The organism is Streptomyces sp. Wb2n-11 (assembly GCF_001049855.1).
In the GTDB taxonomy this organism is placed as follows: Bacteria; Actinomycetota; Actinomycetes; order Streptomycetales; family Streptomycetaceae; genus Streptomyces; species Streptomyces altiplanensis.
In genome coordinates this window covers 5,834,742-5,857,608 of record NZ_CVPB01000001.1, presented here as the reverse complement: position 1 = coordinate 5,857,608, position 22,867 = coordinate 5,834,742, and the positions used below count along the sequence as shown (strand labels likewise).

At 69.7% G+C, this 22,867-nt stretch carries 16 protein-coding genes and 2 pseudogenes; 16 read left to right on the top strand and 2 right to left on the bottom strand.

The genetic code is table 11. From position 1 onward, the window contains the following. Nucleotides 1-62 precede the first annotated feature (62 nt). The 14 genes and pseudogenes from BN1555_RS26680 (at nucleotide 63) to BN1555_RS26615 (ending at nucleotide 18,147) form a co-directional block, all read left to right on the top strand. Nucleotides 63-1,123, top strand: a pseudogene (locus BN1555_RS26680) (saccharopine dehydrogenase). Further along, nucleotides 1,113-2,309: a saccharopine dehydrogenase family protein gene (locus tag BN1555_RS26675; protein WP_093801740.1), complete on the top strand. Its 1,197-nt coding sequence runs from the start codon at nucleotides 1,113-1,115 to the stop codon at nucleotides 2,307-2,309. The pseudogene BN1555_RS26680 and the gene BN1555_RS26675 overlap by 11 nt, the downstream one beginning before the upstream one ends. Beyond that, entirely contained in the window at nucleotides 2,306-3,673 is a 1,368-nt protein-coding gene (locus BN1555_RS26670) for an ATP-grasp domain-containing protein (protein WP_093801739.1), read from the top strand. The genes BN1555_RS26675 and BN1555_RS26670 overlap by 4 nt, the downstream gene beginning before the upstream one ends. Then, complete coding sequence (locus BN1555_RS26665) at nucleotides 3,663-4,982, top strand: MFS transporter (protein WP_093801738.1); 1,320 nt, start codon at nucleotides 3,663-3,665, stop codon at nucleotides 4,980-4,982. The genes BN1555_RS26670 and BN1555_RS26665 overlap by 11 nt, the downstream gene beginning before the upstream one ends. Before the next feature lie 79 nt (nucleotides 4,983-5,061). Further along, entirely contained in the window at nucleotides 5,062-6,384 is a 1,323-nt protein-coding gene (locus BN1555_RS26660) for a lysine N(6)-hydroxylase/L-ornithine N(5)-oxygenase family protein (RefSeq protein ID WP_093801737.1), read from the top strand. Next, complete coding sequence (locus BN1555_RS26655) at nucleotides 6,381-7,469, top strand: NAD(P)/FAD-dependent oxidoreductase (protein ID WP_218058203.1); 1,089 nt, start codon at nucleotides 6,381-6,383, stop codon at nucleotides 7,467-7,469. The genes BN1555_RS26660 and BN1555_RS26655 overlap by 4 nt, the downstream gene beginning before the upstream one ends. Then, entirely contained in the window at nucleotides 7,466-9,745 is a 2,280-nt protein-coding gene (locus BN1555_RS26650) for a class I tRNA ligase family protein (protein WP_093801735.1), read from the top strand. Before BN1555_RS26655 ends, BN1555_RS26650 begins: the two co-directional genes overlap by 4 nt. Then, the gene (locus BN1555_RS26645; RefSeq protein WP_093801734.1) at nucleotides 9,742-13,089 is read left to right on the top strand and encodes a non-ribosomal peptide synthetase; all 3,348 of its coding nucleotides are present in this window, start codon (nucleotides 9,742-9,744) and stop codon (nucleotides 13,087-13,089) included. Before BN1555_RS26650 ends, BN1555_RS26645 begins: the two co-directional genes overlap by 4 nt. Continuing rightward, nucleotides 13,086-14,618: an AMP-binding protein gene (locus BN1555_RS26640; RefSeq protein ID WP_093801733.1), complete on the top strand. Its 1,533-nt coding sequence runs from the start codon at nucleotides 13,086-13,088 to the stop codon at nucleotides 14,616-14,618. Before BN1555_RS26645 ends, BN1555_RS26640 begins: the two co-directional genes overlap by 4 nt. Further along, nucleotides 14,608-14,904 carry an acyl carrier protein gene (locus BN1555_RS26635; protein ID WP_255306185.1) on the top strand — a complete coding sequence of 99 codons (297 nt, stop codon included), beginning with the start codon at nucleotides 14,608-14,610 and terminating at the stop codon, nucleotides 14,902-14,904. Before BN1555_RS26640 ends, BN1555_RS26635 begins: the two co-directional genes overlap by 11 nt. Before the next feature lie 3 nt (nucleotides 14,905-14,907). Further along, nucleotides 14,908-15,546, top strand: coding sequence for a GNAT family N-acetyltransferase (locus BN1555_RS26630; protein ID WP_093801732.1), 639 nt, complete (start codon nucleotides 14,908-14,910; stop codon nucleotides 15,544-15,546). Continuing rightward, nucleotides 15,543-16,592, top strand: coding sequence for a C45 family autoproteolytic acyltransferase/hydrolase (locus BN1555_RS26625; RefSeq protein ID WP_093801731.1), 1,050 nt, complete (start codon nucleotides 15,543-15,545; stop codon nucleotides 16,590-16,592). The genes BN1555_RS26630 and BN1555_RS26625 overlap by 4 nt, the downstream gene beginning before the upstream one ends. A 44-nt stretch (nucleotides 16,593-16,636) precedes the next feature. Next, nucleotides 16,637-17,389 carry a 4'-phosphopantetheinyl transferase family protein gene (locus BN1555_RS26620; RefSeq protein ID WP_093801730.1) on the top strand — a complete coding sequence of 251 codons (753 nt, stop codon included), beginning with the start codon at nucleotides 16,637-16,639 and terminating at the stop codon, nucleotides 17,387-17,389. 29 nt (nucleotides 17,390-17,418) lie between these two features. Beyond that, on the top strand, nucleotides 17,419-18,147 hold the full coding sequence (locus tag BN1555_RS26615; protein ID WP_093801729.1) for a hypothetical protein: 729 nt from the start codon (nucleotides 17,419-17,421) through the stop codon (nucleotides 18,145-18,147). 101 nt (nucleotides 18,148-18,248) lie between these two features. On the opposite strand, the gene BN1555_RS26610 is transcribed toward BN1555_RS26615, so the two are convergent. After that, nucleotides 18,249-19,703 carry an NF041680 family putative transposase gene (locus BN1555_RS26610; RefSeq protein ID WP_093801728.1) on the bottom strand — a complete coding sequence of 485 codons (1,455 nt, stop codon included), beginning with the start codon at nucleotides 19,701-19,703 and terminating at the stop codon, nucleotides 18,249-18,251. Between the two features lie 245 nt (nucleotides 19,704-19,948). Between BN1555_RS26610 and BN1555_RS26605 the strand changes: the two are divergent. Continuing rightward, a pseudogene (locus tag BN1555_RS26605) lies at nucleotides 19,949-21,151 on the top strand (ISAzo13 family transposase); the annotation flags it as partial. Nucleotides 21,152-21,493: 342 nt separating this feature from the next. After that, the gene (locus tag BN1555_RS26600; protein WP_093803667.1) at nucleotides 21,494-22,288 is read left to right on the top strand and encodes an IS5 family transposase; all 795 of its coding nucleotides are present in this window, start codon (nucleotides 21,494-21,496) and stop codon (nucleotides 22,286-22,288) included. Here BN1555_RS26600 and BN1555_RS26595 read toward each other — a convergent pair. Then, a complete protein-coding gene (locus tag BN1555_RS26595; RefSeq protein ID WP_093803669.1) occupies nucleotides 22,236-22,757 on the bottom strand; it encodes a hypothetical protein in 522 nt (173 codons plus the stop codon). The genes BN1555_RS26600 and BN1555_RS26595 overlap by 53 nt on opposite strands. Nucleotides 22,758-22,867: the final 110 nt, after the last annotated feature.

Below are 22,867 nucleotides of genomic sequence, written 5' to 3'. Positions count from 1 at the left end.
CCCATCTCACCTGACTTATGACTGTAAGACAGCAATTTTACGGTAAAGGAGAAATAATATAAATGTCCGTCAATCCGCAGCTTTGGATGCGGGCCGAATCCCGGCCGAGCGAGCGGCGCGCGCCCCTCGTCCCCGAGGATGCCGCGCGCCTGGTGAGTCAGGGCATCGAGATCACCGTGGAGGAGTCGGCGCAGCGCGCCTTCCCCTCGACGACTACCTCGCCGCAGGCTGCCGCACGGCCCCGGCGGGCATCTGGACCGATGCACCCGGCGGTACCCACATCCTGGGCCTGAAGGAAGTTCCCGATGAACCAGCTGAGCTGGCTCATCGCCATATCTACTTCGGGCACGCTTACAAGGGACAATCCGGCGCGGGCGAGCTGCTCGCTCGGTTCACGGCGGGCGGCGGCGCGCTCCTTGACCTGGAATACCTGACCAGCGACACCGGCCAGCGGCTGGCGGCCTTCGGCTACTGGGCTGGCTACGTCGGCGCGGCGCTGGCCGTCCTGCACCGGCGCGGGCGGCTGCGGACCCCGCTGAGTCCGACCGGCCTGCACGCGCTGGACGCCCTGCTGAACGAGCCCGGCGAGAACGGGAGCGCACTGGTGATCGGCGCCCTCGGACGCAGCGGCCGCGGCGCGTGCGACGCCCTGGCCAAGGCGGGACTCACCCCCACCCGGTGGGACATCCCGGAGACGGCCACGCTGGACCGCGCGGCCCTGCTCGACCACGACATCCTGGTCAACACCGTCCTGATGAACCGGCCCACGCCGCCGTTCCTGACCCACGCGGACCTCGACGGCCCCCGACGCCTCTCCGTCGTGTCGGACGTCACCTGTGACGTGACCTCGGCGTGCAACGTCCTGCCGGTCTACACCGAACTCACCGACTGGGACCGACCGGTACGCCGCCTGCGCGACGGCGACCGGCCAGCCGACCTCATCGCCATCGACAACCTGCCCTCGCTGCTTCCGGTGGAGGCCAGCCGCGCCTTCTCGGCGGAGCTGTGGCCCCTGCTGGCAAACCTGGGCAGGGCGGATCCGGTCTGGGCGCGCTGCCTGGGCGTCTTCGAGACCGCCGTCGCCGGGATCCACGAAGGCAAGGACTACGCCGATGCCCGCTGACCCGATATCGCCCGACCCGGTGCCCGCGAGCGGCGTCGTCCACTGGATAGGCACCGGCCTCTCGACCGGCCGCAGCGGCCTCGGGCTGCTGTGCGCGCAGGCCGACCACGTCGTGCTGTGGGACCGTACGGCCGAGCGCGCCGCCGACCGGCTCGCCGCCCTGGATCTGACCGGCCACGCCGAGGTACGGGCCCTGACGGACGGGGCCCTGGAGGCCGAGGTGGGTGCCGGGGACGTGATCGTGTCGATGCTGCCCGCCGCCGAACACCCGCGGCTGCTGCGCCTCGCCATCGGCCGCCGGGCGCACTTCGCCTGCACCAGCTACGTCTCCGAGGAGATCACCGAGCTCGAGGAACGCGCCGCCGAGGCGGGCGTCGTGGTGCTGACCGAGGCCGGACTCGACCCGGGCATCGACCACCTGATGGCCCATCTGCTGGTCGCACAAGCCCGCAAGGCGATCGGAGACACCGCCGAGTCGGTCGACTTCACCTCCTACTGCGGCGGCATCCCGGCCGTTCCCAACGAGTTCCGCTACCGCTTCAGCTGGGCACCGTACGGCGTACTCGCGGCTCTTGGCTCCGCCGCGCGCCATATCGCCGAGGGCGTCGAGAGCACCGCCGTACGGCCGTGGGAGGCCACCGCCGTCCACCGCCTGGGCGGCGAGGACTTCGAGGTCTACCCCAACCGTGACAGCGTGCCCTTCGTGTCCCAGTACGGCATCCCCGAGGGCTGGCACCTGCGCACCTTCGTCCGCGGCACCCTGCGCAACGCCGGCTGGCACGACGCTTGGGAACCGGTCTTCCGCGTGGTGGGCTCCGGTGACGAGGTACAGGTCCGGCGGCTCGCCAAGGAGCTGGCCGAACGTCACCCGACCACCGAGGCCGACCGCGACCGTGTGGTGCTCTCCGTCGCGCTGGACGTGCGCGCCACAGACGGGAAGCGCTGGCAGGGCTCGTACCTGATGGACCTGACCGGCGAGGAGTCGGAGAGCGCGATGGCCCGCGCCGTGTCGCTGCCGATCGCCTACGGCGTCACCCGGCTGCTGGCCGGGGCGCTGCCCCCCGGTCTGAACCGCGCCGGCCAGTCCGACGAGGAGGCCGCCCTCTGGATGACCTTCCTGGACTCCAACGGTCTGGGCAGCGCGTTCGCCGACACCGTCCCCGCCCCCCGAGGAGCCGACGCATGACCACCGCAACAGACACCGAAGTCACTGTGGAGGCCGGTTCCGAGGCCGCGCCCGAGGCCTTCGTCCTCACCGGCGCCTTCTGGGTCGTGTGCCGTAACCCCCGCTACCTGGCGGAGCTTGCCGCGCGGGGCCTGAAGGTCCTGCTCATCACCCCGGCGGGCTACCGTGAGGCCGCGGAAGCCGCCCGCAAGGACCCGGAGCACCCGGCGTTCCTCCTCGACGACATCGCCTTCGTGGACGGCTCCCTCGACCAGGAGGGATCGTTCCTGCCGGGCTTCATCGCCCGCGCCCGCGTCTGGCGGCAGAAGTACACGATCATCGGCGCGTACGCGGTCGGCGAGACGCTGGTGGAGCCGACCGGCCTGCTGGGCGACGCGCTCGGCCTGCCGAGCCCAGGGCTGCGGGCGACCCGCGCCTGCCGCAGCAAGTACCTCCAGCGCTGGTACCTGGAGGAGTTCAGCCCCGCCTCCCTGGTGATCCCGCCGGGGGAGCGCGAAGACGCCGCCCTCGACGGGCTGCCGTACCCGGTGGTGGCCAAGCCCGCCACCCGCCACTCCAGTTCGGGCGTGGTGACGGTCGCGGACGCGGCCGAGCTGCGGGCCGAGCTGGCCGGCTACCCCGAGTACGAGACCCTGCTGGTCGAGCAGAAGATCGAGGGCCACGAGTACTCGGTCGAGAGCCTGGTGCAGGGCGGCGAGATCGTTTTCACCTCGGTCACGAGCAAGGAGACCACCGAGTCAGACGCCCGCTCCTTCGTAGAACTGTCTCACTCGGTCCCGAGCGCCCGCCCCGGGGTGGACGACGGACTGCTGGACGCCAACCGGCGGCTGTTGGAGACCCTCGGCTTCCGCGACGGCATCGCCCACGCCGAGTGGCGGACGGGTGTGGACGGGCGGTCGTACCTCATGGAGGTCGCCGCCCGGACGCCGGGCGACGGTCTGCTCGCGCTGTACCACCTGGCCACCGGCCGGCCCCTGGAGCCCGAGATCGTCAAGATCGCGCTGGGCGAGCCCGCCGACTACCCGGCGCCGCGCCGCTGGACCCGCCAGGTCTACCTGGACCACACTCCCGGCACTCTGGAGAACGTCTCCGTCGACTGGCCGGGGATCACCCCCGTCTGGGTCGGCGAGGGCGGGATCTGGCCGGAGATCACCCCGGGCGCCGTCGGCGCGCCGGCCGCGCTGCGCGCGGTACTGGTGCTGAAGGAGAAGGGCACCGGGCTGTCGCCGCTGGCCAGCTCCGACGACCGGGCGGTCACCTTCCTCATCGACGCACCCTCCGCCGGGGAGCTGGACGAGCTGGAGCGCCGGGTCCGCGCCGCGGTGAAGCTGACCGTGGGGACGGTGGACGGGCATGGCCTCTGACACCACAGTCGAGGTTGCGGACGCCGGCGCGGGGGAGCGGGCGCAACGGGCCACCGTCTGGGGCACCTTCCGTGAGGCCCCGCTCCCGGTGAAGACCGTGCTCGCCGGGGTCCTGGTCAACCGCCTCAGCGGCTTCCTCCAGGTCTTCCTCGTCCTGTTCCTGACCGCCAAGGGCTACTCCGACGGCGACACCGTCCTTGCCCTCGGCATCTACGGCGCGGGGGCCGTCGCCGGCTCACTAATTGGTGGCACCCTGGCGGACCGGATGGGCGTACGCAACGCCACGGTCGTCTCGATGGGCAGCACCAGCGTGCTCACCGCCGCCCTGCTCTACGTGCCGAGCTTCCCGGCTCTGCTCGCCGCGATCGCCCTGGTGAGCCTCGCCTCCCAGCTCTTCCGGCCGGCGTCGGCGACACTGCTGGCCGAACTGACCGCCGAGAACCGGCAGGTCATGATCTTCGCGATGTACCGTTTCGGGCTCAACCTGGGCGCGACGGGCGCACCCCTGATCGGCTTCGCCCTCTACAACGCGGGCGGCCACGGGTACACCCTGCTGTTCTGGGGCGAGGCCGTGATCGCCTTGGTGTACACGGTGTTCGCCTGGGCGACACTGCCGGCCCGGGTCGGTCCCGCTCCGGCCGGTGCCACGACGGACCGGGAGGAGGCGCAGGGCGGCGGCTACGCGGCGGTGATCCGGGACCGGCGGTACCTGCTGTACCTGATCGCGGCCTTCTGCCACGCGGCTGTGTACATGCAGTACCTGTCCACGTTGCCGCTGTACATGAAGGACGAGGGGCTGGCGCTCTTCTGGTACACCTTCGCCGTCTCCCTCAACGGGTTCATCGTCATCGCCTTCGAGCTGCTGCTCACCAAGCTCTCGCAGGAGTGGCCGCTGAAGGTGACGATCGGTCTGGGGTTCGCCCTGGTCGGAGCCGGTGTGGCCTTCTACGGTCTACCCATCGGGCCCGCGGCCGTGATCGTCGGCACGCTCATCTGGTCGATCGGCGAGATCATCGGCGGCCCGGCGGTGTTCGCCTATCCGGCGGCCGCAGGCCCGGCGCGGCTGCGCTCCCGGTACATCGGCAGCTTCCAGTTCATGTTCGGTCTAGGCACCGCCGTGGGTCCGATGATCGGCAGCTGGCTCTTCCTTCGGCTGGACGGTCTGGTCTGGCCCGTGATCGCCATGGGGTCGCTGCTGGCGACGGTCTTCGGGCTGATCGCCGTAAGCCGTCCCGAGCTTCCGCCCGCGAAGACGGCAGACCCGGCGCAGGCCGAGGGCCAGCCCTCGCACAGGTCTGAGTCGACATGACCCCCGCTCCCGCACGTACCACCCTCATCAGCACGATTCGACCGGCCATCCACCGGCACGCCTTGAAGGAAAGGACCGCATGAGCACCGATCACGTCCGCCCTAGGTCTGACCACTACCGTTGCATCGGCATCGGGGTGGGCCCCGCGAACCTGAGCCTGGCATCACTGCTCCACGCTCGCCCGGAGGTGAACAACCTCTTTATCGACCGGAAAGAAGCCTTCGGCTGGCACGATAACCAGCAGATCCCCGGTACCACTCTGCAGGTTTCGATGTTCAAGGACCTGGTCAGCCTCGCCGACCCCAAGAGCCCCTTCTCCTTCCTGTCCTACCTGCACGATCAGGGCCGGGTGTACCACTTCCTGCACGCCCAGTTCGCCGACATACCGCGCCTGGAGTTCCGCAACTACCTGGCCTGGGCCTCCCAGCGCAACCCGAACGTCGTCTTCGGCGAGACGGTGCAGGAGGTCGGCTTCGACGAGGTCTTCACCCTGCGCACCGACCGCCGCACGGTGACCGCCGAGAACATCGTCGTCGGCGTGGGCAACCAGCCCTGGGTCCCGCCACAGGGCACACTCGGTGCCACCCAATTCCACGTCAACGACTACGTCGAGGCAGCCCGGAACTTGGGCGGCAAGCGGGTCGTCGTAGTCGGTGGCGGACAATCCGGCGCCGAGGCGTTTCTGGACCTGATCTCCCGCTCCGGTAACGAACTGCCGCGCCGCATCTCATGGATCTCGCGCCGCCGCAACTACTTCCCGATCGACGACTCTCCCTTCACCAACGACTACTACATGCCATCTCATTCGGACTACTTCTACGGTCTGCGCCCGGAGGCCCGCGCCACCTTCAACGCCCAGCAAATCCTCAGCAGCGACGGCATCTCCGAGTCCACGCTGCGCGATGTCTACCAGGCCATCTACGTCCACCGCTTCGTGGAGGGCAACACCGACCTCGTCGGGCTGCACCCCAACCGTGACGTCGTCGGCGTCGAGAAGAACCCCGTCAGTGGCTGGGATCTGACCGTCCGGCACAACGACGAGCCCGGTGCCCCCGCCGAGATCTTCGACGCTGACGTCATCGTCTGGGCCACTGGCTTCCGGCCGGCCCGGATGGACTTCCTCGCGCCGATCGCGGACCGTCTGGAGCGCGACGGTGACGAGCTACGCATCGACGAGGACTTCGCGGTGCACTGGGACGGCCCGGCCGACCGCAGCATCTTCGTCCAGAATGCCGCCCGCGGGCAGCGCGGCCTGGCCGACCCCAACCTCAGCTTGAACGCCTGGCGTAGCCAGCGCATCGCGGACCGGCTGTGTGGGGTGCGCACCGACGAGCAGCTGGCGTCCTTCATCGAATGGTCCGCCAAGGCCCCTGAGTCAAGCGCCGCATGGAGCATCGGATGACCCCGCCGCGGCAGGACTCGACGGTGTATGACGTCGCGGTGGTCGGCGGTGGTGTGCTCGGCCTTACCATCACCCAGGAGATCCTCTCCCAGAAACCGCAGGCCCGCGTGGTGGTCCTGGAGCGGGACGCAGTCGGCAGCGGTGCCACCCGCCGCTCAGCAGGCCTGCACTTCCCGCGCGGCTCCTCTGCACGGATCCGCGAGATGGCCTTCCACAGCCAGGAGCGCTACGCGGCGCTCAAGGCGGCCCGCCCCGAGCTGCCGATTCATAGCCTGGGCATGACGGTGGTGGCGCCCGCTTCGGCACAGGAGCGACTGCAGGAGACCTACCTGCCACAGGCGCGGCTGCGACCCGTCCTCGAGGTGGCCGGGAAGACCGCTCTGCTGCCGGAGGGCACCGCCGCTTGGAAGGGCGACGGTTGCCAGTACGCGGACGTCCACGCCCTCACTCAACTGCTGGCGCGTGATCTGCGCCGGATCGTGGAACTCCGCGAAGGGGTCGAGGTCACCGCGGTGACACCTCTCACCGACTCGGTGGAGCTTTCCCTGGGCATGGGTGGCACACTCCACGCTGGACAAGTGATCCTGGCCCCCGGCCCCTGGCTCGCGGCCCCCGCGTGGAAGGATCTTGTATCACCGCTCGGGGCCCGAGTGAAAAAGATCGTGGCTCTGCACATCGAGGTCCCGCCCACCGCTGGAGACCAAGCGGTGGTCTTCCAGGACGAGGACGCCTTCCTGCTGCCGTATCAAGAGCGCGGCCACTGGCTGTTCAGCTACACCTGCCAGGAATGGGACGTCGATCCGAACACCGTCGCGGCGAGCCTGACACATGCTGACCGGGACGCGGCACTCACCGTCCTGGCGCGCTACGCACCCCACTTGATCGAGCACTGCGTCTCCGGCCGGGTCTTCTGCGACGCGTACGGCCCCGGCTTCGAACCGCTCGTTCGCCCGCTCACGGCCGACGGCCGAGTCGTTTTCGCGGGCGCCGGCAGCGGCTCCGGATACCGGCTGGCCCCTGCCATCGCGGCGGAGACCGCGAATCTGCTTCTCGTTCCGTCCCACAGAAAGGACGACTTTTCGTGATCATCAATACCTATGACGACACCGTGCTCAACGAGGCATTCGGCATCGACATGAGTGATATCCACGGTCTGGGTGTCGGCGCCGGCTGGGGCCGGGTCTCTCCCGGCACCAGTTCCGACAGCCACCAGCACGACGAGACCGAGTTCTTTGTGATCGTCAGCGGCCGGGGCGAGTTCGTCGTCGACGGCAAGCGCCACCCGGCCGCTCCCGGCACGGCCGTCCTCTTCGAGCCGTTCGAGTCCCACGTCCTGGAGAACACCGGGGACACCGACCTGGTCTTCCTCACCCAGTACTGGCGGGACGCCGGGCGCGCCCTGGCCTCGGCGCTCAACGCCGAGCGCAAGGACTTCGGCGACCGCCCCGTCTTCGTCTTCTCCACCCCGCCCACTCCCAACGGCGACCTGCACCTCGGCCATCTGTCGGGTCCCTACCTCGGCGCCGATGTCTACGTCCGCCACCAGCGGCTGAATGGTACCAATGCCTGGCACCTGACCGGCAGCGACGACTACCAGAGCTACGTGGTCGCCGCGGCCGCCGCCGACGGCGTCGAACCCGCCGAGGCCGCCGCCCACTACAGCGCCGAGATAGCCAAGACGCTCGAGCTGATGGACATCTCGCTCGACCAGTTCACCGTCACCGACACCGCCCCGGAGTACCGGTCCGGTCTGCAGGACTTCTTCTCCCGCATGGTCACCTCGGGCCGGGTCACGGTCACCGAGGCCGACGCCCTGTTCGACGCGGAGAGCGGCCAGTACCTCTACGAGGTGGACGTCACGGGCAACTGCCCCGGCTGCGGTTCGGGCGCCGGCGGCAACATTTGCGAGCAGTGCGGCGAGCCCAATGTCGTCACCGACCTGACCGACCCGGTCTCTGCCCTCTCCCCGGCCGCCCCGCGCCGCGGCCCGGTCTCCCGCTGGTCGCTGTCGCTGCACGAGTTCCGCGAGGACCTCGACACCCACCACCGTCTGGGCCGGGTCCCGGCCAGGCTGCGCGAGCTCACCGACCGCCTCTTCCGCCGCCCTAGCCTCGACATCCCGGTCAGCCACCCCTCCTTCTGGGGCGTGCCCCCGGCCGAGAAGGACCTGAACGGACAGGTCATCTGGGTGTGGCCCGAGATGTCCTACGGCTTCCTGTACGGAATCCAGGCCCTCGGCGCCCGCCTCGGCGAGAACTGGAAGGCCGCCGAGCCGCAGCAGGACTGGAAGATCGTCCACTTCTTCGGTTACGACAACAGTTTCTACCACTCGGTGCTCTACCCGGCCCTGTACAAGCTGGCCTTCCCTGGCTGGGCGCCGGACATCGACTACCATGTCAACGAGTTCTACCTGCTGGAGGGCCAGAAGTTCTCCACCAGCCGCCGCCACGCCATCTGGGGCAAGGAGATCCTCGGTCCGGACTCCGTCGACGCCGTCCGCTACTTCCTCTCCCGTACCCGCCCCGAGGCCGAGCGAACCAACTTCCAGCGCGCCGCGTACGAGGCGACCCTCGAGGACACTCTCATCGGCACCTGGCAGGCTTGGCTGAATGATCTCGGCTCTCGGGTTGCCAAGCACTACGGCGCCGCTGCCCCCGACGCCGGCACCTGGACGCCGGAGCACTCCGCCTTCCTCGGCCGGCTCGGCAACCGCCTCGACGCCATCTCCGCCAGCCTCGGTTCCGAGGGATTCTCTCTCAACGAGGCCGCCGCCGAGCTCGACGGCATCGTCAACGACACCGTGAGGTTCTCACGCAAGGAGGGCCGGCTCGCCGAGACCGCTGGCTGGGAGAGCGAAGCACGTACCGTCATCGCCCTCGAACTGGCTGCGGCCCGGCTGCTCGCTCAGGTCGCCGCCCCGGTCATGCCCCGCTTCGCCGCCCGTGTAGCCGAGGCGCTTTCGCTGCCCGCGCCCACCGCATGGCCGCGTACGGTCGAACTCCTCCCCCCAGGCAGCGAGATCCGCCTGGCCGACGCCGTCTTCTTCGTCCGGACCGGCCAGTCGGCACCCAGCGCCACCGCCGCCGGCGTGCGCCTGGTCGATTGGCTGAGCGAGCTCGTACGGACCCTGCTGCAACTGCCCGCCGACGAAGTGGTCGCCACACGCGGCCTGAACGCCCTCGGCACCAGTTCACTGCAGGCCGTCACGCTGCAATACCAGATCCTCGAGACACTCGATGTGGACGTCACCCTCGACGAGCTGCTCGACGCCGAGGACATCTCCGCGCTCGCCGCCCTCGTGCAGGAACGCGCGGAGGACACCGCCGTCACTGAGCTGGTCGAGGCGGAGAACCCCCGATGAGCTTCCGCGACGTACTGCATGAGATCGAGGGCCGCGGCCTGTTCGTCGAACTGTCCGGTACCGACCTGCGCCTGCGGGGCGGCCGGGAGAACATGGAACCGGACTTCATCGCGCGGATCAAGGCCGTGAAAGAAGACCTGATCTCCTACCTCCTCGACGAGGAGAAGAACGGTCCGGGCTTCCCGCTCACCACCCTGCAGCGCGCCTACCTGCTGGGCCGCAGCGGCATCTTCGAAATCGGCGACGTGGCTAGCCACGTCTACCACGAGATCGAGGGCTCCTGGGACGTGGACCGCCTGGAGGAGGCGCTAGCTGCCGTCATCTCCGCCCACAGCGCGCTGCGTTCGCGCTTCTCCGCCGACGATCGGCAGGTCACCGAGATCCACTGGACCCGGTTGCGGATCCCCCGCCTCGACCTGCGGTCCAAGAACCCCGAGGAGCAGGACCGGATCCGCTGCGAGCTGCGCGAGGAGCGCTCGCACCGCGTACTCCCCGCCGACCGGGCGCCGCTGCTCGCCGTCGAGGTGACCGTCCTCGCCGACGACCGCATGGTGCTGCACATCAGCCACGACGGGCTGATCATGGACGGGATCAGCATGTTCATGTTCTTCCGCGCCTGGTGGAGGGAGTACCAAGGCAACGGCTCCGGCGCGGCGGAGGAGCTGCTGTACGAGGACTACGTCACGGCCGTGGAGGCCGGGCGGGACCGGGCCCCGGCCCGCCGCTCGCGCGACTACTGGCTCGCCCGCATCGACGACCTCGCCCCGCACCCCGACCTGCCTTTGCGCACCAGCCCCTCGGCGCTGTCCTCGTCCCGGTTCTCCCAGCGCCAGGTGCGCCTTGGCCAGGAGGCGTGGGCGACGCTCAAGGAGCGGGCCGCCGACGCCGGTCTGACCCCGTCGGCGGTGCTGCTCACTGCGTATGCGGAGACCCTGGCCACCTGGGGCGCCGGAGCCCGGTTCACGATCAACACCACGGTCGCCAACCGTCCGCCCATCCACCCCCGCGTGTTCGAGGCCATCGGCAACTTCTCGGACACCCTGCTGGTCGAGGCGGAGGTGGACCGGAGCCTCACCTTCGTGGAGCGGGCCCGCGTCCTGCAGACCCGGCTGCGCAAGGACCTGGACCACCGGCACTTCTCCGGCGGCCAGGTCATGCAGGAGCTGGCGCGCCGCCGCGGCGGCGTGGCGGGCGCCCGGATGCCCTTCACCTTCAACAGCGCGATCGGCCACGGCAACACCGAGGCCGACGGCTCGGCCCTGGAACTGTTCGGCCCGGAGGTCTTCACGGTCTCCCAGACCCCGCAGATCTGGCTGAACGCCTTCGCGATGGAGCAGCACGGCGGTCTCGTCGTCCAGCTCGACGGCATCGACGAGCTGTTCCCGGAGGGGCTACTGGACGCTTTCACCCACGGCTACCAGACCCTGCTGGAGGACCTGACTGACCTGCGCTCCTGGCAGCGCACCTCCTTCGACCTGCTGCCCGAGGCGCAGGTCGAGCGGCGCCGCGAGGCCAACGATACGCAGGTCCGGCTGCCGCCGACCATGCTCGGCGACGCGTTCGTCGAGCAGGCCCTGCGGACCCCGGACGCAGCCGCGATCCTCACCTCCGGCCGCGAGGTCGGCTACGGCGAGCTGCTGCAGCGAGCCGCCGCCGCGGCGCGCTGGCTGCGCGATGGCGGCGTCGGCCGGGACGAGCTGGTCGGCCTGGTGATGCACCGCGGTCCCGAGCAGATCGTCGGCATTCTCGCCACGGTGCTGGCCGGAGCGGCGTACCTGCCCGTGGACGCGGGCCTGCCCGCCGAGCGACAGGACTACATGCTGCGCGACGGCCGGGTGCGCCGGGTTCTCACCAACGCCGACTGGCAGGACACCAGCGGGGAGCGGGAGGTCATGTGCCTCGACATCACAGACCACAGCGCAGGCAGCGACGTCGGCCGGGCGGACGCCACGCCCGAGGTACCCGCCCGGCTGCCCGGCTCGGACCCCGACGACCTCGCCTACGTGCTCTACACCTCCGGCACCACCGGCGCGCCCAAGGGCGTCATGGTCACCCACCGCAACGTCACCAATATCGTCGCTGACTGCCACGAGCGTTTCGGCATCGCCCCCGCCGACCGCTTCTTCGCCATCAGCGCCTTCAACTTCGACCTGTCGGTGTGGGACGTCTTCGGCGCCCTCTCGGCGGGCGCGGCCCTGGTCATGCCCGACCGGGACAGGGCCGTGGACCCGGCGCACTGGCTGGACCTGTGCGAGAGCGCGGGGGTGACGGTGTGGAATTCCGTTCCCGCCATTGTCAACCTGCTGCACGACCAGGCGGTCGCGGACGCGGTGGTCCCGTCCGCGCTGCGCCTCGTGATGATGAGCGGCGACCGTGTCCCGCCGACCCTGCCGGCCGCGCTGCGCACGCTCAAGGCCGACCTCGACGTGATCTCCCTGGGCGGCCCCACCGAGACGACTATCTGGAACATCCTGCACCCGGTCGGTCCGGGGGAGGACGGCAGCGAGTCCATTCCGTACGGCCGCCCGAACGCCAACAACCGCGCCTACATCCTGGACCGGGACGGCCTGGACGCCCCGGACTGGGTGACCGGCGAGATCTGCGCGGCGGGCACCGGCCTGGCCCGCGGGTACTGGGGCGACGAGGAACGCACCGCCGAACGGTTCTTCCACGACGCCGTGCGCGGTGAACGGATGTACCGTACCGGGGACCTGGGCCGGATGCTGCCCGACGGAAACATCTCGATCCTGGGCCGCAGCGATTTCCAGATCAAGGTCAACGGCTATCGCATCGAGGCCGGTGAGGTCGAGACGCGCCTGGTCGCCGTCCCCGGCGTCACCAAGGCCGTGGTCGCGGGCCAGGCCGGCGCCCAGGGTGCCCGCCTGGTGGCCCATCTGGTGGCAGCCGGCGAAGGCCGCCCCACCGACACCGAGCTGCGCGACGCGCTGCGCCGTGATCTGCCCGACTACATGGTGCCCACCGCCATGGTCTGGCACGTGGAGCTGCCACTGACCAAGAATGGCAAGGTGGACCGCAGCAAGCTGGCCACGGCGGCCGTCGCGGCAGCGGTCCCTGCTCAGGAGACCCGCAGCGGCGGTGAGCCCACCACGGAGACCGAGAAGACCTTGGTCTCGATGTGGACGACGGTGCTGCGAGGCAAGCAGGTCGGCATCCATGACAGCCTGGGCTCGCTGGGCGGCGACTCCATCGCCGCCGCGCGCATCCTGACCGCCGTACGCAAGCAGTTCGGGATCACCGTGCCGCTCGACGCGTTCGCCGAGATGGACTGCGTCCACGCGCTGGCCGAGGCTCTCGACGAGCAGCAGGCGGGGGCGTCGCGATGACCATCCCCTCGGTGATCAACCGGATCGTCTCCACCGCTCCCTCCGGCGGCAGGATCTCCTTCGCCCGCCTAGACGGTACGGAGACCATCGGCCTGCCGGAGCTGTACGAGCGAGCAGGGCGGCTCGCCGGACACCTGCGGGACCGGGGCGTCGGGCCGGGCGACCGGATCGGCATCCTGGCCGCGAACAGCCTGGAGTGGGTGCTGCTGGACCTGGCGGCGCTGCGGCTGAAGGCGGAGACCGCCGGGTTCGAGCCCGGCAAGTTCGACCCGGCGGACGATCTGACCGGACGCTACGGCCTGACCCTGCTCTTCACGGACCGGCCCACGGACACCCACCGGTCCATGTCGATGAGCGAGGTACGGGCACTCTCGGAGCCGGCGGTGCGGCCGGTCGGCGCGGCAGCCCCGGCGCCCGTGACGTGGGCCCCCCGGGACGTGACCACCATCAAGTTCACCTCCGGCAGCACCGGCACTCCCAAGGGGCTCGGCGCGACAGCCGGCAGCATCGACAGTTCGCTCGCGGCCGTGCAGGAGATCTTCGGCCACACGCCGGGTGACGACCTGTTCGTCTTCCTACCGCTGTCGCTGCTCCAGCAGCGCTACTGGATCTACTCGGCGCTCGCCCACGGGCACGACGTCACGATCAGCACCTACGAGGCGGCCTTCGCAGCGCTGCGCCGGGTCAAGCCGACCGTGGTCATGGGCGTGCCGGCCTTCTACGAGACGGCCAAGCGCCAAGTCGAGTCCCGCATACGGCGCTCGGGCGGCACGGCGACCGCCGACGACGCGGCCCGCCACCTGTTCGGCGACCGGATCCGCTACCTGTGGACCGGATCCGCACCGGCTGACGCGGCGATGCTGCGCTTCTTCACGGACGCCGGACTGCCCATCTACGAGGGCTACGGCCTCAACGAGACCTGCATCGTCGCGAAGAACCACCCGGGCGCGACCCGGGAGGGCAGCGTCGGGCGCGTACTGCCGGGCAAGCAGGTGCTGCTCGACGAGGACGGGGTGGTCAGCGTGCGCAGCGAACATCCGGTCGGCTACGGCTACACGTACGCCAAACCGGGTGACTCCGAGCGCGTCTTCGACGCCGACGGCACGGTGCGAACCGGCGACCTCGGCTACATCGACGAGGACGGATTCCTCTTCATCCGGGGCCGGGCCGATGACGTCATCGTCCTGGACAACGGCAAGAAGGTCATCGTCCGGCCGCTCGAAGAGCATATGCGGACCAGTCCGGCCATCGCCGAATGCGTCCTGTTCTGCCCCACTCAGACAGACCTGGTCGCGGTCGTCTCACCGGCGGCGCTGCCCGCCGACCCGGACGCCATCCTCGCCCAGCTCGCCCTGACCAACGCCACCTTCGGCAGGGATCAGCGGATCAGCCGGGTCGTCATCGCCGACGAGCCGTTCAGCATCGACAACGACCTGCTCACCTCGCAGTACAAGCCGAAACGACCCCGGATCCTGGCCGCCTACCGGACCAGCCTCCACGACAGCAAGGCAGGCATGCATGCACCCTGACACCGTCATCGACACAGGTATCGGCCCCGCCATCGAGAAGGCGGCCCGCGAGACCCTCTCCGCCGTCCTCGACCCGGAGGTCCCCCCGGAGGAACTGGACCTCGACGCGGACATGGTCGGCTCCTACAGCCTGACCTCCCTCAACAAGGTCCTCTTCCTGACCGAGGTGTGCGAGGCGACCGACGTTGACCTCGCCAACTTCACCGAGCACGACCTCGCCGACATGCTCACCCTGCGCAGCGTCATCGAGTCCCTCATCCAGCACACCAACAACAAGGCGGTCTGAATCATGTCCTGGTTCCAGAATGCGGCAGTGGTCCTGGAGAACGAGCACGTCCTGCTGCGGCCGGTCGCCGAAGCGGACCGCGAGGCCGTGCGCGCCGTCGCCATGGACCCCGACATCTGGCGCTACTTCGTCTCCGCGGTCACCGACGACGTCGACTACGCCACCTTCTTCGACGCCTGCCTCTCCGACCACGCGGCCGGCCGCCGCGCGGTCTACGTTATCGTCGACAAGGCCTCGGGCCGCGTCGCGGGCAGCATGAGCTTCGGCAACATGGCCGAGGCCGACAAGCGCCTGGAGATCGGCTGGTCCTGGCTGGGTCGCGACTTCCGCGGCAAGGGCATCAACCGCTGGGCCAAGTACCTGCTGCTGCGCCACGCGTTCGACGTCCTCGAAGCCGAGCGCGTCGAGTTCAAGACGGACATCCTCAACATCCAGGCCCGCCGCGGTCTGCGCAACATCGGCGCTGTCGAGGAAGGCACCCTGCGCAGCTTCAACTTCATGCCGGGTGGCCGCCGCCGTGACGCCATCTTCTACAGCGTCCTGCGCGCCGAATGGCCCCGAGTGGAGGGGGAGCTCGCCACGAAGCCGAAGGTCACCCCGCAGGAGCCGCAGGACGTCGCGGTGCTGAGCGCCGCCGGATGACCAGGGGCGGGGAGATACCCCTCATCCACGCGTCGGGTGACCCGTTCGCCTTGGGACGCGCCCACGGTGAGGCCCTCGCCAGTCCGCTGCGTACCTTCCTCGACGACTCGCTCTGCCGACTGAACAAGGTCATGCAGGAGCCCGTGTCGCTGGCCGGTCTGCTGCCGTCGATCGCCGCCTACCGGGCGGCGGTCACGGCGGCGGTCCCCGCCCTAGCCGACGAGGTCTCCGGCCTCGCGGCTGGGGCCGGGATCGAGGAGCACGAGGCCTGGCTGCTGCAGTTGCGCCGGGAGATCATGGGCTACCGCAAGGTGCCCACCATGGGCGACTGCACGACGTATGCCCGCACCGGCGCGGGCGGTCCGGTCCTCGCCCAGACCATCGACCTCAACGGTGATCTGGACGACTACCTGAGCGTGCTGAAGGTGGAGCGGTCCGACAGGCCCGGGCGGCGCTCGCTCGTACTGAGCTTCGGCGGGTTGCTCGGCTACCTAGGCCTCAACAGCGACGGCCTCGCGATCGGCCTCAATCTGGTGCTGGGCGGCGACTGGCGCCCCGGCGTGCCGCCGTACCTCGCCATCCGGCACCTGCTGGACTCGGCGGGCAGCGTCACCGAGGCCCTGGAGATCCTTCGCGGGCTGCCGCTGGCCAGCTCCCGCACGCTCGTCCTGTGCGACCGCGAGCGCGTCGTCTACGTCGAGGTCCTCGGCGACGAACTCCGCGTCGTGGAGGGCCCGGAGGCCGTGCACGCCAACCACTTCCTGCACCCCGACTTCGTCGCGGGCGACGAGATCAACATCTTCGCCCGCAACTCCTCGGTCCGCAGGCTGAAGGCGGCCGGCGCTGGACTCGCCGCGCTGCCCCCGGGCTCGGGCGCCGAGGCGCATTTCGGGCTGCTGGCGCTGCCGCCGATCTGCGTACCGAACCGGGGCGACATCCGCGCCGAACGGACCGTCGCGGCCGTGGTGATGCTGCCGGACCGGGGCGAGCTGCACGTACGGCCCGGGGATCCGTCGCTCAGCGCCACCCAGGTCTTCAGTCTGTAGTGGCCACCCCGGCCCCTTACAGCACCGAAAGGAGGAGAACACACATGGACGCATGGCTGGTGGATCTGGACGAGCACGCGTGGTCACCGGCACGGTACGCGAACACCGGCGCACATCCGGGCCGCAACGCCCGGGCGACACCGGAAGAGAGCAGGCGCGCGGCGGAGTTCACCTACGCGTCCACCACCCGCCGCTTCCTGCGGGCCCGGCTGGCGGTGCGGGAGCTCCTGGGGGAACGGCTCGCCGTCCCCCCGGCGGAGCTGCGCGTCGCTCAAACGCCAGACGGAAAACCGTATCTGCCGGACCATCCACACCTGCACATCAGCTGGTCGCGCTCGGAACGGCTGCTGCTCCTCGCGGCGGCCGTCACCGGCCCGATCGGCGTGGACATCGAATGGCTGCGGCCGATGCCCGCAGCCCTGGACGCGCTCGCTACCGTCTACCCCGCACTGCCGGTCACCGCCGAACCGGAGGTCTTCCTCCCGGCATGGACCCTGCTGGAGGCCGCGGTCAAGGCGACCGGCCTCGGGCTGACCCGGGGTGCGAAGGACGTCGATCTCGCCCTCGGCCCCGGCAACACGGTGTCGCTGCGCGGCATCGTCGGCCACGGGCCCTCGAACGCCTGGTACGGCCATACGGAACCACTCGCGGCAAGCGGCGCGCTCCCGGCGGCCGTGGCTGCCGTGGTCACCCGGGACCGGCCCCCGATGTCTCTGAACCAGCTGCTCGGCAGAGACCGGCCGACTCCGGCGCTCACCTCGCAGGGCAGCCCGGACCCCTTCGTCCTGACCCTGTGACCGCCACCGAAGCATCGAGGACCGACACGATGACCCGACCCACCGGTGCCCTGCTCAGGCTGCATGCCGTCGCCCCCGGGCTCGGCACGGCCGACCTGGCCCGCGCTGTCTCCCGCGCACTGACGGGCGAGGACTCCCCGCCCGGGGGATGGCGCGCCGGGCGGCGCGGCCAAGTCTTGCGGCACGAGGGGACCAGCGCCGAGGTGACCGGCGCCTGGGACGGCCCCGAGCTGCGGCTGCGGCACCGGGGCGAACCGGCCGACGCGGCGTGGGCCACCGGACTGCTGGACGCGATCGCCACGGTGGCGGCCGGGGCGGACCCGGCGACCGCGGATGCTGCCCTGCCCACCGCCGTACCCGACGCGGACCGGGATCTGGCACCGCGCGCGGACGCGCCCGCCTACCTGACCTGGCGGGCCCTCATGGCCCGCTGGCAGGTCGCCGACCGTGACCTCGCGGAGATCACCACACCGGGCCTGCTCACTGCACCGCTTCCCGCTGCCCCGTCCGCCGCATCCGGCCCGCCCCACCCGTACCGCTTCGAGAAGCCCGTCTTCGTCTTCGACCACATCGGCCCTCCGAAGCCGCCGTCAGGCTGGCTGCTGCGTGCATGGTTCGCCCCCGACACGGGCGTATACCACTGCTCAGTCGCGTCCGGCTCCCGGCTGTCCGTCCGCTCGCCCGACCCGGCGGCCGCTGACCGCTGCACGGAGCTGCTGGCCGCCTGGCAGGCCCTGACCGCCCGCTACGAGGCTTAGGGCTTGCAGATCATTAACTTGCGTGTTGTCGCCCTTGACGCCGCAGCTAAAGCCGGGTGTTCGACAGCAAGTTGTTTCCCTGCAAGCCCTTAGCTTGAAATTTAACGAACATCTTGTTTTGCCCCTCGGTGTTCGGTGAGGGTTTCGCTGCGTTTCACGGTCTTTCCGGGCTCATGTCGGGGTGCCGGCCTGCGGTTCTTCGACCCGGCGGTGCGGCCGGGTCCGGGCCGGGAGGGTTTCGGTGCGGCTGCTGGACTGAGGGCAGTCGCGCGGATGTTGCGAAACCCTCGCCGGACTCGGGCGGGAGTGAGGCGACGCGGGTTGGCGGGCTTCTCCCAGGGGCGACGGAGGTCCTCGGCGAGGGGGCGGGTGAGGCGGAGCTGGGTGTGGGCGGCGACGATCAGCCAGGTCCACAGGTCGGCGGTGTCCGCGTGGCGGATCTTCGGAGTGGTCCAGCCAAGGGTCTGTTTCATCAGCCGGAAGGTGTGCTCGAGATCGAATCTGCGGAGGAACGCCTGCCACCACCGGTCCACGTCCGCGCTGGTGGCGGCGGTGGCCGAGCACCACAGCCAGACCGGTTTCGGGGTGCGGTTTCCCGGCAGGTGGTCGACCTCCAGGCGGAGCAACGTGCCGTGCAGGATGGGAAGTTCCTCCTCGGCGTGCTCCAGCCAGGGGCCGCGGTGGGTGAGCCGGGGGTGCATCCAGTCCCAGGCCATCGCGCGAGCTTCGCCGTAGCGGGTGGTGCCCGTGGCGGTGGTGACCTCGGGCTCGTGCCAGCTATCGGGCTTGGCGAAGGTCATCACGCTCCCGTGCCGACGGGGCCGCCCGCCCTTCGGTCCCGAGCGGATCGGACCGGAGTCGCGGAGCATGACGCGGTCCGAGCGCAGACGCCCGACCAGAACGACGGGCAGGTCGGCCAGAGCGTAGGAGAGGTAGGCGACGTCGTAACCGGCGTCCATCACGATCAGGATCTCGGGGTCGCCCGGCTTCCACTGCCCCGCCCCACGCAGCCGGTCCACGACCTCACGGAGCTGGTCGGCGGTCAAGGCCGTCGCATCGTCCGCCGGCCCCAGCCGCACCGCGTCCAGGAGTGCCACCCACGAGGTGCGGCCTGTTTCCAGGGCGGCGACGAAGGAGTAGGGCCAACCGGGAATGAACTGGTCCGTCTTGCGGTCGCCCCGTCCGTAGACGTGGCAGAACAGCCGCTCATCGCTGGTCGGAGCATCCGGGCGCAGCCAGTGGGAGACATCGACGGCCAGGACGATCCGCCCGTCGGCCGCCTTCGGCAGCGGCAGCCCCGCCAGCGACCGGCGAAGCCGGGCCGGCTCCAGCCAGCCCCGGTCGAGGCCCGCGTACAGCGCGCCGTGCCCACGGCGGTGCTCGGGCGCCAGTGACAACTCCACCAGCGTCTTGACCGGCCCGTCCGTGCACAACACGGCGTCCGTCAGCTCGAAGAGCGCGTCCGCGCGAGCGTACAGGCAGTCGTAGAACTCAACCCGAAAGCGGGACAAGACGCCCAACGCCTCGCCTGCGGACCCAACTACAGGGAAACTCATACGCAGCGGCCGTTCCTCGTGCGTGCTTCGTGACTCGACATCTCGAAGCGTGAAGAACGGCCGCCCTTACTGTCCGGGGAAGAACCGCAGATCAGCAGGTTGAGTGACCTGCGACGTTAAACGACAAGCTTAGTAGGGTCGGGGACTGGCGCGGTGGCTTCCGCTCCGTTTCCAGTCCCCGACCCTACTTAGGGCGTGCAGATCATTAACTCGTTGCTTTCTGCTCGGTGGTTCGTTGGGCTGATATGGACGGGGTGGAGGAACAACGGGACGTGTTGGCGGCGAAGTTCGAGGCGATCTTGCCGCATCTCGACGAGCGGCAGCGTCGTCTGTTGATAGGGGCGGAGGCCCAGTCTCTTGGCCATGGCGGGATCCGAGCAGTCGCCCGTGCCGCTGGTGTCCGTGAAGGCACGGTGTCGCTCGGTGTGCGGGAACTCGACTCCGGTCAGGCGCCGTTGGGACGGGTCCGCCGACCCGGAGCCGGCCGCAAACGCGTTGTCGACCGGAACCCGGCTCTTCGGGAGGCACTGCTCGCACTGGTCGAACCCGACGTCCGCGGAGATCCCATGTCGCCGCTGCGCTGGACCACCAAATCCACCCGCAAGCTCGCCGGACAGCTGACCCAGCAGGGCCACAGAATCTCCGCGGACACGGTGGGCGACCTTCTGCGGGAGGAGGGCTTCAGTCTGCAGAGCAACGCCAAGACACTCGAAGGCAAGCAACACCCTGACCGGGACGCACAGTTTCACTACCTCAACGAGCGGGCCCGCGACCACCAGGACGGTGGGGCTCCGGTGATCAGCGTGGACACGAAGAAGAAGGAGCTGATCGGTCCGTTCAAGAACAACGGCCGTGAATGGGAGCCGAGAGGCGAGCCGGTGCGGGTCGACACCCACGACTTTCCCGACCCCATGCTGGGCCGAGCGGTCCCCTACGGAATCTACGACGTCGCTCTGAACACCGGCTGGGTCAACGTCGGCACCGACCACGACACCGCTGCGTTCGCCGTCGAGTCGATCCGCCGCTGGTGGAACGGCGCCGGACGAACCGCCTACCCGACGGCCGGCCGTCTCCTGATCACAGCCGATGCGGGCGGCTCCAACGGCTATCGCACCCGCACCTGGAAGACCGAGCTCGCCCGGTTCGCAGCCGAGTCAGGACTGACGGTCACCGTCTGCCACCTGCCTCCCGGCACATCGAAGTGGAACAGAATCGAGCACCGACTGTTCTCCCACATCACCATGAACTGGCGAGGCAGGCCCCTGACCAGCCACGAAGTCATCGTCCAGAGCATCGCCGCGACCACCACCAAAACCGGCCTGACCGTGCACGCCGAACTCGACACCAATCCCTACCCCACCGGCATTCAGGTCAGCGACGACGAAATCGCCGCCCTACCGATCACCAGGCACCGCTTCCACGGCGACTGGAACTACACCCTCCACCCTCAGCATCCGATGGAGGCGGCGCCGACCGACAACACGTCAGCCCAAGCCCCGGCGAGCAGGCGGCCTGGCCTCAGAAGCCGTTGTCGTACCGATCATGGAACGTGCAGGTCGAACAAGGTTCCTGGTCGGGTGATCTTGCGGTGGTGCGGACATGAAGGCGGGGCCTCTTGGTAGCTCGGTGGTGCGAACCTGACCGAGCAGCCCATGGAGGCCCCGTTGTCGTTGTTGTACGCGCTCGCGCCCGCAGACTTCAACTCGTCCGTCGTGTCGTGCGATTGCCTCGCGCACGTGTACGGCAACGCGGCAGATCATCCGGACCGGGTGCGCCGGTATCCCTCGGACATGAGCGACGAGGAGTGGACGGTGGTACGGCCGCTGTTGCCCACACCGGCATGGCTGGAGGGCCGGGGCGGGCAGCCCGAAGGGTACTGCCACCGGCAGATGTTGGATGCGATCCGCTATCTCGTGGCGGGCGGGATCTCCTGGCGGTCAATGCCCGTGGACTTCCCCGGCTGGGACCGCGTCTACGCCTTCTTCCGCCGTTGGCGGCAGCACGGACTGATCACCGAGTTCCACGACCGGCTGCGTGACCGGATCCGGATCCGCGAGGGCCGCGAGGCGGAACCGACGGCCGGGATCATCGACGCGCAGTCGGTGAAGGCTGCCGCGACGGTACCCGCCGGCTCACGCGGCTACGACGGAGGCAAGCAGATCAACGGGCGGAAGCGGCACATCGTGACCGACTGCCTCGGCCTGCTCCTGGTCGTCGCGGTCACCGCCGCGAACGTCGGCGACCGCGAGGCGGCCGTGCCCCTGCTGCAGCGGTTGCGGAACCTGCACCGGGACATCTGCCTTGTCTGGGCCGACGGCGGATACTCCGGCCAACTCGTCCACTGGTGCCGTCAGAAGCTCGCCTTCGCCCTCGAAGTCGTCAAGCGCACCGACGACATGGAGGGGTTCGTGGTGCTGCCGAGACGCTGGGTGGTGGAGAGAACACTGAGCTGGCTGATGCATTCGCGCCGTCTGTGCCGGGACTACGAGACGCTCACCGCGACCAGCGAGGCGATGATCCTGTTCTCGATGATCACGCGGATGAGCCGCCGCCTGGCCCGGCCACGAGCCGACGGCCGGCACTGAACGCCCCCGACGCCTCCTGGAGCAACCACCCGCGCTCGCCAAGGCGCCTGGCCTTCGACCGCACCCCTTCGACCTTCGCCGCGACCGCGTCATCCATGCCCAGTGCCGCCGCGATGTCCTTGGCCCGTGCCGGCTCACGGTCCGGTCGGTCCTGGAGCACGTTCAAAATCCGCTGGTTGTCGAGCGAGAGCACCGACACCGACAGCCCCTCCCGCCACGGCGGCACGATCGATCCCGGCACAGACGCGGACACAGCAGCAGACGCTTCCTTGCCTTCGGTCTCCACCGCGACGGTGGTCTCTTCGGCAGACGCGGCCAGGGCATCGACGAGCTCTTCGCGTGCGATCACTCGCCGGTCCAGCTCAATCTCGGCGGCCTCCAGCGCCGCAGCCGCACGGGCCGCCGCCTCCCGCAGGCCCTCCACCCGCTCGCGGGCGGCCGTTTCCCGTGCCTCCAGCAACCCCAGCATCGACGCCACCGCGCACCCCTCGACGATCTAGCGGAAACAGAACGTCGAGACCATCCCTCAATCCGACCGAAACCATGCCTGACCAGCAGGAACTCAAAGCTCACACTCGG

Coding starts and splice junctions, on each gene's coding strand:
- BN1555_RS26675 (WP_093801740.1), top strand. CDS start 1,113: ATGCCCGCTGACCCGATATCGCCCGACCCGGTGCCCGCGAGCGGCGTC.
- BN1555_RS26670 (WP_093801739.1), top strand. CDS start 2,306: ATGACCACCGCAACAGACACCGAAGTCACTGTGGAGGCCGGTTCCGAG.
- BN1555_RS26665 (WP_093801738.1), top strand. CDS start 3,663: ATGGCCTCTGACACCACAGTCGAGGTTGCGGACGCCGGCGCGGGGGAG.
- BN1555_RS26660 (WP_093801737.1), top strand. CDS start 5,062: ATGAGCACCGATCACGTCCGCCCTAGGTCTGACCACTACCGTTGCATC.
- BN1555_RS26655 (WP_218058203.1), top strand. CDS start 6,381: ATGACCCCGCCGCGGCAGGACTCGACGGTGTATGACGTCGCGGTGGTC.
- BN1555_RS26645 (WP_093801734.1), top strand. CDS start 9,742: ATGAGCTTCCGCGACGTACTGCATGAGATCGAGGGCCGCGGCCTGTTC.
- BN1555_RS26640 (WP_093801733.1), top strand. CDS start 13,086: ATGACCATCCCCTCGGTGATCAACCGGATCGTCTCCACCGCTCCCTCC.
- BN1555_RS26635 (WP_255306185.1), top strand. CDS start 14,608: ATGCACCCTGACACCGTCATCGACACAGGTATCGGCCCCGCCATCGAG.
- BN1555_RS26630 (WP_093801732.1), top strand. CDS start 14,908: ATGTCCTGGTTCCAGAATGCGGCAGTGGTCCTGGAGAACGAGCACGTC.
- BN1555_RS26625 (WP_093801731.1), top strand. CDS start 15,543: ATGACCAGGGGCGGGGAGATACCCCTCATCCACGCGTCGGGTGACCCG.
- BN1555_RS26620 (WP_093801730.1), top strand. CDS start 16,637: ATGGACGCATGGCTGGTGGATCTGGACGAGCACGCGTGGTCACCGGCA.
- BN1555_RS26615 (WP_093801729.1), top strand. CDS start 17,419: ATGACCCGACCCACCGGTGCCCTGCTCAGGCTGCATGCCGTCGCCCCC.
- BN1555_RS26610 (WP_093801728.1), bottom strand. CDS start 19,703: ATGAGTTTCCCTGTAGTTGGGTCCGCAGGCGAGGCGTTGGGCGTCTTG.
- BN1555_RS26600 (WP_093803667.1), top strand. CDS start 21,494: ATGAGCGACGAGGAGTGGACGGTGGTACGGCCGCTGTTGCCCACACCG.
- BN1555_RS26595 (WP_093803669.1), bottom strand. CDS start 22,757: ATGCTGGGGTTGCTGGAGGCACGGGAAACGGCCGCCCGCGAGCGGGTG.